General features: G+C 66.6%; 15 protein-coding genes. 9 read left to right on the forward strand and 6 right to left on the reverse strand.

The genetic code is table 11. The annotated features are described in order from the left end of the window. Nucleotides 1-19: 19 nt before the first annotated feature. The gene (locus tag AC6IY7_RS05875) at nt 20-1,021 is read right to left on the reverse strand and encodes an endonuclease/exonuclease/phosphatase family protein (protein ID WP_497782141.1); all 1,002 of its coding nucleotides are present in this window, start codon (nt 1,019-1,021) and stop codon (nt 20-22) included. 10 nt (nt 1,022-1,031) lie between these two features. Beyond that, entirely contained in the window at nt 1,032-1,553 is a 522-nt protein-coding gene (locus AC6IY7_RS05880; RefSeq protein WP_497782142.1) for an Hsp20/alpha crystallin family protein, read from the reverse strand. A gap of 247 nt (nt 1,554-1,800) precedes the next feature. Here AC6IY7_RS05880 and AC6IY7_RS05885 point away from each other — a divergent pair, with 247 nt between their 5' ends. Further along, on the forward strand, nt 1,801-2,760 hold the full coding sequence (locus tag AC6IY7_RS05885; RefSeq protein WP_497782143.1) for a metallophosphoesterase: 960 nt from the start codon (nt 1,801-1,803) through the stop codon (nt 2,758-2,760). A gap of 177 nt (nt 2,761-2,937) precedes the next feature. Continuing rightward, nucleotides 2,938-3,762, forward strand: coding sequence for a trypsin-like serine peptidase (locus AC6IY7_RS05890; RefSeq protein ID WP_497782144.1), 825 nt, complete (start codon nt 2,938-2,940; stop codon nt 3,760-3,762). On the opposite strand, the gene AC6IY7_RS05895 is transcribed toward AC6IY7_RS05890, so the two are convergent. Together AC6IY7_RS05895 and AC6IY7_RS05900 are read right to left on the reverse strand one after the other, a co-directional pair. Next, nucleotides 3,759-4,637, reverse strand: a complete 879-nt coding sequence (locus tag AC6IY7_RS05895; protein WP_497782145.1) for a c-type cytochrome — start codon at nt 4,635-4,637, stop codon at nt 3,759-3,761. The two genes, AC6IY7_RS05890 and AC6IY7_RS05895, sit on opposite strands and share 4 nt — an antisense overlap. A 111-nt stretch (nt 4,638-4,748) precedes the next feature. Further along, nucleotides 4,749-5,237, reverse strand: coding sequence for a CDP-archaeol synthase (locus AC6IY7_RS05900; protein ID WP_497782146.1), 489 nt, complete (start codon nt 5,235-5,237; stop codon nt 4,749-4,751). 224 nt (nt 5,238-5,461) lie between these two features. Between AC6IY7_RS05900 and AC6IY7_RS05905 the strand changes: the two genes are divergently transcribed. The 3 genes from AC6IY7_RS05905 to AC6IY7_RS05915 all read left to right on the forward strand — a co-directional run bounded on the left by AC6IY7_RS05905 (nt 5,462) and on the right by AC6IY7_RS05915 (nt 8,601). Further along, nucleotides 5,462-6,991 (forward strand): FAD-dependent oxidoreductase, encoded by a 1,530-nt coding sequence (locus AC6IY7_RS05905; RefSeq protein ID WP_497782147.1) that lies wholly within the window; start codon nt 5,462-5,464, stop codon nt 6,989-6,991. Nucleotides 6,992-7,374: 383 nt separating this feature from the next. Further along, nucleotides 7,375-7,788 (forward strand): Ros/MucR family transcriptional regulator, encoded by a 414-nt coding sequence (locus tag AC6IY7_RS05910; protein WP_497782148.1) that lies wholly within the window; start codon nt 7,375-7,377, stop codon nt 7,786-7,788. A gap of 234 nt (nt 7,789-8,022) precedes the next feature. Further along, nucleotides 8,023-8,601: a L,D-transpeptidase gene (locus tag AC6IY7_RS05915; RefSeq protein WP_497782149.1), complete on the forward strand. Its 579-nt coding sequence runs from the start codon at nt 8,023-8,025 to the stop codon at nt 8,599-8,601. Between the two features lie 88 nt (nt 8,602-8,689). Here AC6IY7_RS05915 and AC6IY7_RS05920 read toward each other — a convergent pair whose 3' ends face one another. Then, nucleotides 8,690-9,067: a gamma-butyrobetaine hydroxylase family protein gene (locus AC6IY7_RS05920; RefSeq protein ID WP_497782150.1), complete on the reverse strand. Its 378-nt coding sequence runs from the start codon at nt 9,065-9,067 to the stop codon at nt 8,690-8,692. Between the two features lie 142 nt (nt 9,068-9,209). Between AC6IY7_RS05920 and moaA the strand changes: the two genes are divergently transcribed. From moaA to AC6IY7_RS05935, 3 genes are all read left to right on the forward strand, one after another. Beyond that, nucleotides 9,210-10,250, forward strand: coding sequence for a GTP 3',8-cyclase MoaA (moaA, locus tag AC6IY7_RS05925; protein WP_497782151.1), 1,041 nt, complete (start codon nt 9,210-9,212; stop codon nt 10,248-10,250). Continuing rightward, on the forward strand, nt 10,247-11,032 hold the full coding sequence (locus AC6IY7_RS05930) for a transporter substrate-binding domain-containing protein (protein ID WP_497782152.1): 786 nt from the start codon (nt 10,247-10,249) through the stop codon (nt 11,030-11,032). The genes moaA and AC6IY7_RS05930 overlap by 4 nt, the downstream gene beginning before the upstream one ends. A 64-nt stretch (nt 11,033-11,096) precedes the next feature. Beyond that, on the forward strand, nt 11,097-11,972 hold the full coding sequence (locus AC6IY7_RS05935) for an NAD(P)-dependent oxidoreductase (protein ID WP_497782153.1): 876 nt from the start codon (nt 11,097-11,099) through the stop codon (nt 11,970-11,972). Between the two features lie 113 nt (nt 11,973-12,085). Here the strand turns inward: AC6IY7_RS05935 and AC6IY7_RS05940 are convergent, their stop codons facing one another. Beyond that, complete coding sequence (locus AC6IY7_RS05940) at nt 12,086-12,538, reverse strand: hypothetical protein (RefSeq protein ID WP_497782154.1); 453 nt, start codon at nt 12,536-12,538, stop codon at nt 12,086-12,088. 219 nt (nt 12,539-12,757) lie between these two features. On the opposite strand from AC6IY7_RS05940, the gene AC6IY7_RS05945 reads away from it, so the two are divergent. After that, the gene (locus AC6IY7_RS05945) at nt 12,758-12,988 is read left to right on the forward strand and encodes a hypothetical protein (RefSeq protein WP_497782155.1); all 231 of its coding nucleotides are present in this window, start codon (nt 12,758-12,760) and stop codon (nt 12,986-12,988) included. Nucleotides 12,989-12,993 lie beyond the last annotated feature (5 nt).

A 12,993-nucleotide genomic window follows, 5' to 3' on the forward strand; every position in this document is an offset into this window, starting at 1 on the left:
TTCCAGGAAAAGACTCTCGTCATGAGCGGAATGTCGCGACGAGCGGCGCATGCAGGGAGCCGAGGATCGGGTCCGGCGCCGTCGCCTCGTCGGCGAGGCCTTGGTTCATGATCGTCGCCGCCTCGCATCGCGCCGCGAGCGCGGGCGAGGCCATAATCTGATCGATGAGCGTCTTTCTGCCGGCGTGAATTACGGTGAAGCGCGTCCCCTCTTCGACGCGCGTCGCGAGCGAAGCCAGGCCGCGCGGCCCGCATGGGTCATCCGCGCCCCATAATATGCGCGCCGGCGCGTCATAGGCTTCACTGTTGAAATCGCCGCAGACGGCGATCAGCGGCTCGCGCTCTGCGTCGAACAGCCGGTCAACGAAGAGCCGCGCCTCGAGCGCCTGCCCCTCGCGCTTTTGCGCGGCGAGCCATTGTCCTTCCGCGTAAGCGCGGCTCGATTTGCTCTCGCCGGGTAGAGGCACGGCGCGCGGCGCGCGCAAATGCAGATTCAACACATGCAACGGCGCGCCTTCGGGAAGAGCAATGCGCGCATAGAGAATGGGGCGATCGAAAGCGACGTCGATCGGCTGCGCGGACGCGCCTTTTTCCGTGGGCGGCGTCCAGCGCCAGGGCGGGACGATGTCGTGATAGAGCTGGCGGCGCTCGACGATGGGCCAGCGCGAGAGGATCGCAAGATTGTGAATGTCGGCCGGCGCGTCGCCGCCCGGGCGCAGCGTGGCGGCGCGGAAGAAATGCGCATAGCTGCCGCCTTCGACGAGGCGATCGAGCGCGACGAAGCGGCGCGGCGCATGCGCCGTCTCGTGCTGCGCGTCGACTTCCTGAAGGCAGAGAATATCGGCGTCGATCGCGGCGAGCTGCGGACGCAGCACGGCGAGCCGCCGCGCGAATTCGTCCTGCGCCGATGGCGACCAGTCCAAATTCTCTATGTTGAAAGTCGCGAGGCGAAATCGGCCCGCCATTCGAGAAAACCCGTCGCGCGCGCCCTCTCCCGAACCAAACGGGAGAGGGAAGCTCATGAAAGCCGCGTCACGCGGCCTTGATGTCGATGCTCTTCTCGGCCTTCTGCGCCTGCGCCGATTTCGGCAGACGCACGGTCAGCACGCCTTTGGTGAATGTTGCGTCGATCTTGTCGGCCTCGACATTCTCCGGCACGCGGAAGGCGCGACGGAAGGAGCCATAGCGGCGCTCGGAGAGGAAATAGCCCTTGTCCTTCTCCTCGCGCTGCTCCTTCTTCTCGCCGCTGATGATGAGCGAGCCATTGGAGAGCTTCACCTCGACATTCTTCTCGTCTATGCCGGGAAGCTCGGCGGTGATCTGATATTCCTTGTCCTTCTCGACGAGATCGACCGCGGGCGTCGCCGCCCAGCCGACAGCGAAGCGGCCGAAGGGCTCGAGATCGGGCGTCGCGCCCTTTTGGAACGGCGCGTCCTCGAACAGGCGATCGATCTGCCGCCGCAGCGTCTCCAGAGGATGCCAGTCGAACAAGCCATAGTTCGGCAAGGTCTCCTTCGATTCTTTCACGGGAACTCGGGTCTGCGCTTCCGCCATTTTCGCCTCCTGATATCCGTGTCCCGGCGACCGGCGCGGCGCATGCGCCGCGCTCGCACGACGCCTGTGACGTAGGAGCGCCGAGTGAAAAAGCAATCGGGCGCGTTTGGCCCGCGACGCCGCCGGAAGCGCGCGATGCGGCGGAACCCGCTGGAAAGGCGATCGAAAGCGAAAGCGTTTCACAGCGCGAGCACGCATAGGCAAATTGTCGCAGCCGTTTATATGATCATGGGCGGAGCGCTGCGACATGTCGAACGAACCGACGATGACCGAAGACGACATCATGCGCGCGCTCGAGGCGCGGCTCGGGCGGCTGCATGCGCGCCAGCGGCTCGGCATAGAGCGCGACCATGAGGCGCAGATCTTCGGCCAGGGGCTCAATTTCTTCCATCCGGAAAATCTCGCCGCCTCGCCGCTGCTGATCCGCGCCGCGCTCGTCGCCATGGGGCTCTACCGCCGCGGTCTCGCCAATGCCGAGAGGGTCGTGCTGCGCGAGAACCGCATCGTCAGCGCCCGGCTGCCGCGCGCCTTCGACGGTTTCACCATTCTCCACTTGAGCGATCTGCATGTCGACATGTGTCCCCAGGCGATGGCGCGCATGCGCGCGCTCATTGCGGAACTGTCATACGATCTCTGCGTGCTGACCGGCGATTATCGCGGCGCGACGCATGGGCCGCATGAGGCGGCGCTCGCCGGCATGGCCGCGCTGCGCGATGTCTTGCGCGCGCCGATCCTCGCCGTGCTCGGCAATCACGACACGATATTGATGACGCCGCGCCTCGAGCAGATGGGAATGCGCGTGCTGCTCAATGAATGCGAGACGATCCTTCGCGAGGGCGCGCGCATCCATGTCGCCGGCGTCGACGACGCGCATTACTTCCGGGTCGACAATATAGCGAAAGCCGGCGAAGGGATTCCCCAAGGCGAATTCTCAATTCTCCTCTCGCATACGCCGGAGATTTTTCGTCAGGCGGCGCATGCCGGCTTCGACGCGCTGCTCGCCGGCCATACGCATGGCGGGCAGATCTGCCTGCCCGGCGGCTTCGCGCTCACGCTCGACTCGGTGCTGCCGCGCGCTTTCGGCGCCGGCGCCTGGCGCTATCACGACATGCAGGGCTACACCTCGGTCGGCGCGGGCTCCTCCGTGCTGCCGGTGCGTTTCAACTGCCCGCCGGAGATCACTCTGCATCGGCTGCTGGCGGGGTGATGGCCGAAATCGGCCGCGCATCTGGCCGAGCTTCGCGACCCCCTATAGCGTTTCCAGCCGAAGTGGACGCCGGTTCGGCGTTGGAAACGCGTCAAAACAAAAGCATAGAGTCTTTCCCTGTTTCCATGAAACAGGGAAAGACTCTAGACTATGACGGCGGCGTGAAGGAAAGGGCGGATGATGCGAAGCGGCGAGCGACGGGCGGGCGCGGGCGTTCGAGGCTTCCGGACGGCGATCGGCTCGCTCCTGCTTCTCGCGGCCAGCGCCGCCGTGGCCTTGGCGGCGCTCTACCCGCGCGAGGGGCGGCGCTTCATGGCGGAGGAGGATTTTCGCCGCTATCCGGGGGCCGGCGTGCTGATGTGCCGCACGGAGGAAGGCGTCCCGGAGCGCGCCGCCGCGGCCTGGCTGATCGGCGACCGCGGCCTCGTCGTCCTCAACGCGCATAATTTCGTCGACCGCAAGCTGCGGCCGACGCATCCCATCGACGATTGCACGTTCGGCATCGGCGAAAAGGAATACGCTTTCGAGCCGGAGAGCCTGCGCTTCGGCTTCGCACGCGACGCCAAGGCGCTGAACATCACCGATGATTGGGCGCTGGCGCGTCTGCGCGACCGCGTCGACGCCGACATAGCGCCGCAGCCGATCCCCGACGGGCCGGCGCTGCCGACGGGCGTCGCGAGCCTGCGCGTCGTGATGGTGTCGCCGGCCGGCCACTCCAATTTCCGCCGTGCGACGAGCATAGAGGACTGCCAGATCCGGCAGATCGACGCGCCCACGGAGGACGGCATCCGCCGCGCGCGGCATGATTGCAACGATGGCTATGGCGGCTCGGGCTCGGGGATTTTCGGCGATGACGGACGGCTCATCGCCATGCACAGCGCCTCGCTCGACATGAATTCGCGCCGCGATTTCGACATGGAGCGCCATTTCGGCATGGCGCTGCTGTTCGAGGGCGAATTGCTGGACGCCATACGGCAGAATCTTCGGGCGGACGCGCGCTAGCGCCCCTCGCGCGGCGGGATGGCGCGCAGCCAGGCGACGAGCGCGTCCAAATCTTCGGGCGTCATTTTCGAGAAATGCGCCTTCGACAGATTGGCCATGGTCGGCTTCAGCGGCCTGCCGTCGCGGCCGACGCCCTTGGTGATGGCGGCCTTGATCTCATCGGCGCTCCAGGCGCCGATCCCCGCCGTCTCATGCGGCGTGATATTGGCGCCGACCGTCGTTCCCGCCGGCGTGCGGAACAGCTTGCCGCCGGCGCCGAGCTTCTCTTTATGGTCGAGCGCGCCATTGGTCTCGCCGCTGTGGCATTCCATGCAGCGCGCCAGCGTCGCGACATAAAAGCCGCGTCGCAGCGGATCGGCGAGATCCTTCTCCTCGAATGGGGCCTCGGCGCCGGGGAAGGTCTCGGCGATCTGCTCGCCGTCGCGGCGCTGGACGGGCCGCACGGCCTCGACCGGCGGCGCCGCGCGCAGAAAGGCGATGACCGCCTCGAGATCGCGCGCAGTCAGTATGCGGTAATATTCGGACGGCATGGCCGGCGCGAGCCGTCCCTCGGGCCCGACGCCGGCGGCGATCGCCGCCGTCAGCCGGTCGTCGCTCCACGCCCCTATTCCCGTCGCGGCGTCCGACGAGATATTCGGCCCGCGCACGCTGTAATTTGCGCCATTGAAGGTCTGCGAGCCGCCGGAGAAGCGCTTGTCGCGCAGATAGCCCTCGGGGCCGCGCGGCGTGTGGCAATTGTCGCAGGCGGTCAGCGCCTCGACGAGATAGCGGCCGCACTCCAAATCCGCGGCCGCCGCCGGCGCGGCGAAGGTGAGGCAGAGCGGCAGAAGGGCGAGCCGCAGCGGGCGGCGGGATGAAGCAGAGGCGCTGGACACAGTCTATCCGATAGGTCGAGAATTCTGCGCCACCATAGGCGGCGCCCTCGCGCGCTTCATTGCAAAAAAGTCTCGAATCCATAGCCGATTTGTCCCGCCGGACGCGCGACCTCAAAATGGGCGCTCGCGCACGCGCAGGTCGAACATCAGCCGCGAGAGCGCTTGCGAGCCGAAAAAGAACAGCGCCGTGACGATGACGATTTCCGCCGCGCCGAGCGCCGCAGGGGCGGCGACGGCGAGAAGCGGAACCAGCGCTTCGGGAATCTGATCGAGGCCGGGCGCGCGGCTGCTGGCGGCGAGGCCCAGCCGGCGCTTGACGAAGCTCGAGAAGAGATCGCCCGCCATCGCAAAGGCCCCGAGCCGCGCGCCGAGCGAAGCCGGCAGCCCGACGAGCGGCGCGCAGAGCGCGGCGGCGAGGATGGCGAGAACCAGCCCGCGCCAGGTTTTCGACTCGCCCAGCAGCGGCCGTCCGTCGAGAAAGCGCGCGCCGCCGTCGACCGGGCGGGCGAAGGCCGCGCCGAGCAGCCGCTTGCCCAGAATGGGTGCGCCATTGGCGACGATCAGCAGAAACAGCAGTCGGAAGATCTGGGCTCCATCCATGGCGTCGCATCCTCGCCCGTCACGCCAGGGCTCATGGCTCCTTCGCCATATAGGGGACGCTTTTTCGTCGTCCGCTCTTTCATTGTCCGCGCGCATTGTCCGCGCGGCGCCGGCGAGCGCGGCGGAGAGGTTTCGCGCGTCCTGGCCTTGTCGGCGCCAGCGCGTCGATCTAGATAATTTGCTGCGCCCGGCGCGGCGCGTTCAGGAATCCTTCGAGGCGAATCATGGGCGAGGACGCAACGGCGGCCGAGGGCCCCGATTTCTCGCTCGGCGTCACTTTCGCCGATATGGCCGACGGCGCCGTCCTTGCCGGCCGTGTCGGCGCCGAGCCGGCGCTGCTGATCCGCCACGGCGACGAATTCTTCGCGATCGGCGCCTTCTGCACCCATTATCAGGGCCCGCTCGGCGAAGGCCTCGTCGTCGCCGACACGATCCGTTGTCCCTGGCACCACGCCTGCTTCAGCCTGCGCGACGGACGGGCGCTGCGGGCGCCGGCGCTCGATCCCATCCCCTGCTGGCGCACGGAAAGGCGCGGCGATCTTCTGTTCGCGACAGACAAGATCGATCCCGCCCGGCGCGAGCGCGCGAGCGTTCCGCCGACGCTCGGACGCGTCATCGTCATCGGCGGCGGCGCGGCCGGCCTCGCCGCGGTCCATCAGCTGCGGGAAGCCGGCTATTTAGGCTCGCTCATCCTCGTCAGCGCCGACGCCGCCGCGCCCTATGACCGGCCCAATCTGTCGAAGGACTATCTCGCGGGCTCGGCGCCGGAGGAGTGGCTGCCGCTACGGCCGCGCGACTATTACGAGGATCGGCGCATCGAGCTGCTGCTCGCAACGCGCGTGCGCGCCATCGATCCCGGCGCGCGCCTCGTCTGCCTCGAGCATGGCGAGCCGCTGCGCTATGACGCGCTTCTGCTGGCGACAGGCGCAGAGCCGGTTCGCCTCCAAATTCCGGGCGCCGACCTCCTGCATGTCCATTATCTGCGCAGCCTCGCCGATAGCCGCGCGATCATCGCCGCCGCAGCGCGCGCGTCGCGCGTCGCGGTGATCGGGGCGAGCTTCATCGGCCTCGAGGCGGCGGCCGCGCTGCGCGAGCGCGGACTCGAGGTCCATGTCATCGCGCCCGACGCGACGCCCATGCAGAAAACGCTGGGCGAAGACATCGGACGGCTCGTGCGCGCGGAGCATGAGGCGCATGGCGTCGTCTTCCATCTCGGCGAGAGCGTCGCCTCGATCGGCGAGGATCATGTCGCGCTCGTGAGCGGAACGACGGTCGGCGCCGATCTCGTCGTCGTCGGCATCGGCGTTCGCCCGCTCTCGACACTCGCCTGGGAAGCCGGGCTCGCGATGGATCGCGGCGTGCTCGTCGACGAATATCTGGAAACCAGCGCGCCCGGCGTCTTCGCCGCCGGCGACATAGCCCGCTGGCCGGATCGCCACAGCGGCGAGCGGATCAGGATCGAGCATTTCGTCACCGCCGAGCGCCAGGGCCAGACGGCGGCGCGCAACATTCTCGGCGCGAAGGAGCGTTTCGAGGCGCAGCCCTTCTTCTGGAGCCGGCATTACGACATGACGATTTCTTATGTGGGACACGCCCGCGCCTGGGATCGCATCGAGATCGCCGGCAGCCTCGAGAAAAAAGATTGCGCCGTGACCTATTTCTGCCGCGATCACAGAATGGCTGTGGCGACGATCGGCCGCGACCTGGACAATCTGCGCGCCGAAGTGGAGTTCGAAGCGTCGACCAGCGGTTGAGCGAGCATAGTCTGCGCGCGGACGCTGCATTCCACTTCGAAAGGAGGCATGAGTTCGGCGCGTTCTTCTGCCGATCGGCGGCCAGTTCCTTTCATGTCGTCGCCGGCCCCCGGGCGGCCCAAGTCAAACACAGGCGTCGGCGGCCGCTCGATTTCGGCCCGTAGTTCTACGTAGCAGTCGCAGCAAATATTTATGCCCAGATTTAGTGGAACTTCGTTACGATTTAGTTGCGGGGGGTAGAGCATTGATGTATACCCGACAATGTTTTTGCGGCCGATACGGCGCAGACTTGCTCGCCCCCGAATATGCCGAGCTCCGCCCCTTCGGCCGCGCCGCCCCGTAAGGAATTCCGGCGCCGAAACGAGAAAGTGAAGAGTGAAGAGATGACATCGTCCAACAACATCGAACTCGCGGCAGACATCGTTTCCGCCTATGTGAGCAACAATTCGGTTCCGGCCGGCGATCTTCCGGGTCTCATCAACGAAGTCTATGGCGCGCTCATGCGTGTCGGCTCCGGCGTGGCCGTCGAGCCGGTCGAAGCGCCTAAGCCCGCCATTTCGGTGCGCAAGTCGGTGACCAACGATTTCATCATCTGCTTGGAGGATGGCAAGAAGTTCAAGTCCCTCAAGCGCCATTTGCGCACGCAATATGGTCTCTCGCCGGAAGAATACCGCGAGAAGTGGGGTCTCGCGGCCGATTATCCGATGGTCGCCCCCAATTACGCCAAGGCGCGCTCCACGCTCGCCAAGCAAATGGGCCTCGGCCAGCAGCGTCGCCGCCGCGGCGCCGCCCGCTGACCTCGACGATCCGCGAAGCGCGCGCGCCGTGAGCCCGGCGCGCCCCTAGGCCGCCGGCCGCACCGCAGCCGCTTCGTCGCGTCGAAAATTTTTTAATGATCATTCCGCGCGCTTTCGCATCGAGCGAAGGCGTGCGAGGAAACGACGCCGGACCAGACATCCGGCTTCGCAACGCGGTCGCTCCAGCGACCGCGGCCGCTCGATTGTTGTCACTGATGCGAATGGGGGAAGCTCATGCGGCGTATCGCAGTTGCTCTGTGCATTTTATTCATGAGTTGCTCGGCCGGGTCTGCGTACGAAACAGGGGGCTTGGCCGGATTGTTCGATTTGAGTCCGCGTGGACAGCCGGTCGACGTCCGGCCGCAGGCGACCGCCGTCGCTCGCGAGATCGTGTCCTATCCGGGCGGCTATTCGCCCGGCACCATCATCGTCTCGACCAATGAACGCCGGCTCTATTACGTGCTCGGCAATAATCAGGCGATCCGCTATGGCGTCGGCGTCGGCCGGCCCGGCTTCGAATGGACCGGCACGCGCTTTGTCTCCAGCAAGCGCGAATGGCCGGCCTGGACCCCGCCGCCGCAAATGCTGCGCCGCCGTCCCGACCTGCCGCGCCACATGCAGGGCGGGCTCACCAATCCGCTCGGCGCGCGCGCCATGTATCTCGGCGGCTCGCTCTACCGCATCCACGGCTCCAACGAGCCCGAGACCATCGGCCAGGCGGTGTCCTCCGGCTGCATCCGCATGACCAATGAGGATGTCGTCGATCTCTATGAGCGCGTGCGCGTCGGCGCGCGGGTCATCGTGACGCGCTGATCCTCGACCACCCGAAAAACGCGCGCCGAGCGCCCGAAACGGGCTCGGCGCGCTTTTTTTATCGTTCGCCAGCCTATCGTTCGCCCGTTTATCGTTCGCCTGGACGATCGCGATCCAGGCCCTTTTCGGCGAGCTCGCCGAGATAGGCGTTGAAATCCGCCTCGCCGCCGACGCCGAGCTCATGGAGATAGGGCCAGGTGTAGATGCCGGTGTTGTGCAGATCGTCGAAATCGAGCCGCACGGCGTAATGGCCGACCGGCGCCACGCCGATTATGGCCACATTGCGCTTGCCGCCCACGGTCTTGCGCTCCTCCGGCGAATGGCCCTGCACCTCGGCCGAGGGGCTGCGCACCCTCAGATGCTCGGCCGAAAGATCATAGCTCGCCCCATTCTCGAAGCTCACCCTGAGCTTCCGCCCCTCGTCCATGAGGCGTATCTCGCTCGGCCAAATATCCGCGTCGGCCATTTCCCTCTCCCGATCCGCTCGTCGCCCGCCACCCCTCTTCGCTCGTCTCTTGGGGCTTCACGCGCGGCCATTCCGTCAATATATAGGCTGAACCCTCTCGGGACCCTATACGCCGGACGGGACGCCGCAAACGGTCGACTGTATGAATCCGCATCCGAAAATCGCCTATGATCCGACGGCCCCCGCGCCGCTCCTCGACCCGTTCGGACGGGCCATTTCCTACCTGCGCGTCTCGGTGACGGATCGTTGCGATTTCCGCTGCGTCTACTGCATGTCCGAGCACATGCAATTTTTGCCCCGCCGCGATCTGCTGACGCTCGAGGAGCTCGACCGGCTGTGCACGGCCTTCGTCGAGCGCGGCACGCGCAAGCTGCGCATCACCGGCGGCGAGCCCTTGATGCGGCGCGATATTCTCTCGCTGTTCGAGCGCCTCTCGCGCCATCTCGTCTCCGGCCGGCTCGAGGAGCTGACGCTGACCACCAATGGCTCGCAGCTCGAGCGCTTCGCTGCGGCGCTCGCCGATTGCGGCGTCAAGCGCGTCAATGTCTCGCTCGATACGCTCGATGCGGAGCGTTTCCGACAATTGACGCGCACCGGCGACCATGAGCGCGTGCTGGCGGGCGTCGATGCGGCGCTGCGCGCCGGCCTCGAGGTGAAGCTCAACGCCGTTGCGCTGAAGGATGTGAACGAGGACGAGTTCGTCACGCTGACGCGCTTCGCCCATGAGCGCGGCATGGATATGACCTTCATCGAGGTGATGCCGCTCGGCGAGATCGACGGCGGCGAGCGCGTCGATCAATACATCCCGCTCACCCATGTGCGCGACCGGCTCGCCGAGCGCTTCACGCTCGAGGAGATCGACTATCGCAGCGGCGGCCCGGCCCGCTATATGCGCGTCGCCGAGACCGGCGGGCGCGTCGGCTTCATCACGCCGCTCTCGCATAATTTCTGCGAATCCTGCAATCGCGTGCGCGTCACCTGCACCGGCACTCTGTTCATGTGCCTCGGCCAGGAGGACGCCGCCGATCTGCGCGCGCCGCTGCGCGCCGACGCCAGCGACGCCTCGCTCCATGCGGCCATAGACGAGGCGATCGCCCGCAAGCCCAAGGGGCATGATTTCATCATCGACCGCGCCACGCGAGCGCCGGCCGTCGCGCGGCATATGAGCACGACCGGGGGATGATCCGGCGCCTCGCGATGATCCGGCGCCTCGCCGCCGCCGCGGCGACCTTCGCCCTCCTTCTCGCTCCGGCCGCCGCCGAACCCTTGCGCCTGCGCGTCGCCAGCGAAGGCGCGCGGCCGCCCTTCAACTATCTCGACGCCAATAATCAGCTCGCCGGTTTCGAGATCGATCTGACGCGCGAGATCTGCCGGCGGATCGACGCCGATTGCGTCTTCGTCACCCAGGAGTGGGAGAGCCTCGTCTCCGGCCTCGAGAACCGGCAATACAACCTCGTCGTCTCCGCCATGGAGATCGATGAGGAGCGGCTGCGCAAAATCGACTTCTCCAAGCCCTATGCGCATAGGCCGTCTGCGCTGATCGCGCAGCGGCAGTCGGCGCTCGCCAGCGCCGAGCCGAAGGCGATGCAGGGCGCGCGCATCGGCGTCGTCGCCGACGGGCCGCAGCAAGCCTATGCGGAGGACAAATTCAAGGAGAGCGAAATCCAGCGCTACGCCACGCTCGAAGCGGCCATGCTGGACCTCGCCGAAGGCCGCGTCGACGTGGTCGCCGAGGACAAGCTCGCCGCCGTCGATTTTCTGCGCGAGCGCAAAGAGGGGCGCTGCTGCCGCATCGTCGCCGATCTGCCGCAGGACGCCGCCTATTTCGGCGGCGGTTTCGGCATAGGCTTGCGCAAGGGCGACGCCGCGCTAAAGCGCGCGATCGACGCGGCGATCGAGGCGATCGTCGCCGACGGGAGCTATCGAACGATCCGCGCCAAATATTTCGATTTCGACATACGCTAGCGTCGGGCCGCCGGCCTCGGCCTTGCTTTCCCCGCCGAGCGATTCACCCGCAGAGGACCGAGCTATGACCGATCTCAAAGTCGCCTTCATCGGATTGGGCGTGATGGGCTATCCGATGGCCGGCCATCTCGTCGCGCGCGGCGGACACGAGGTCGTCGTCTACAACCGCACCGCCGAGAAGGCCGAGCGTTTCGCGGCGCAATTTTCCGCCAAGAGCGCGCCGACGCCGCGCCGCGCCGCCGAGGGCGCCGATTTCGTCTTCGCCTGCGTCGGCAATGACGATGATCTGCGCCAGGTCACCATCGGCGCGGACGGCGCCTTCCATTCGCTGAAAGCCGGCGCCGTCTTCGTCGATCACACCACCGCCTCGGCGGAGGTCGCGCGCGAGCTCCATGCGCGCGCGAGGGCGGGCGGCTTCGGCTTTCTCGACGCGCCGGTCTCCGGCGGGCAGTCGGGCGCGGAGAATGGCGCGCTGACGGTGATGTGCGGCGGCGACGCGGCGGATTTCGCGCGCGCCGAGCCGGTCGTCGCGGCCTATGCGCGCGCCTGCCGGCTGATGGGGCCGCCGGGGGCCGGCCAGCTCACCAAAATGGTCAATCAGATCTGCATCGCCGGCCTCGTGCAGGGCCTCGCCGAGGCGCTGGATTTCGCGACCCGCGCCGGGCTCGACGGCGCGGCGGTCGTCGACCTCATCAAGAATGGCGCGGCGCAATCCTGGCAGATGGAGAACCGCCACAAGACCATGCTCGCCGGCGACTATGATTTCGGCTTCGCCGTCGAATGGATGCGCAAGGACCTCGGCATCTGTTTCGCCGAGGCCCGCCGCAATGGCGCGAGCCTGCCGGTCGCCGCGCTGGTCGACCAATTCTATGCGGAAGTGGAGGGCATGGGAGGCCGACGCTGGGACACGTCGAGCCTCATCGCGAGGCTGCGCAAATAGAGCGTTCGGATCGCACGAGAGTCTTTCCGTGTTTCATTGAAACAGGGAAAGACTCTCGGCTTTTGTTTCAACGCGTTTCCAACGCCGAACCAGTGTCCTCGGCTGGAAACGCTCTAGCGCAGCAGCAGATAGCCGCGGCGCTCGAGACAGGCGTTGACGACGAGAACATAGTCCTGCATCGCCTGCTCCGCCGTCATCGCGCCTTGGCCGGCCGCGGCCGAGCCGACGGCCTCCGCCGCGCTGCCGCCCGCCCACAGGCCTTGCGCCGCGCCCCAGCCCGGCACGGGCACGTAGCGGGCGATATTGCCGGCTGTCGCCAGAGCGGCGCCGCCCGCCGCCTGGCTCGCGCCGGCGCGCGCCGCGCGCTCCTGCGGCAGAGCGCGATTGCGGCAGAAGGCGAGATCCTTGGCGTATTTCGGCTCCTTGAAGCCGCGGGCGTCGCGATCGACGAGCGGCTCGTAGAGCGGCTCCTCCTGGGCGCGGGGCTGCGCGGGCGAGGCGAGAAGCGCCGTAAAGCCGCAGGCGAAAGCCGCGCCGATCAAAATGATTTTTCCACCATGCGACATAACCAATCTCCTCACTCGACCATCTCCGTCCCCGCCGGGCGGCGAAAGGAAGAATGGAAAGCTGCAGCTGAACTGTCAACCACGCCCGCAACGGCGGGCGAAACGGAAAAGGATGCAGCCTTTCAAATCATTCCGCGAGTGTTATGGTCGCGACGGGCCTGGGGAGGCCCAGGTTGCGCTTTTCGCCTGCGGGCGGAGAGCGAAAATGGGAGAAGAAAAATGAAAACCAAGATCGTTTCGGGCTCGACCATCGCCGCGGCGGCGATCGCTCTGGCGCTCGCCGGCGGCGTTTCGACGCAGGCCTCCGCCAAGCATTCCAAACACGTCTGCAATATGGAAAAAGGTCAGTGCGGCGGCAAGACGAAGTGCATGACCAAAAAGGGCGTCTGCAAGCACAATAAGGGACATAAGGCGTCTTGCGGCGCCAAGGGCTCGTGCCACGGCCGTTGAGGGAT

The organism is Methylosinus sp. is20ea, from assembly GCF_059718135.1.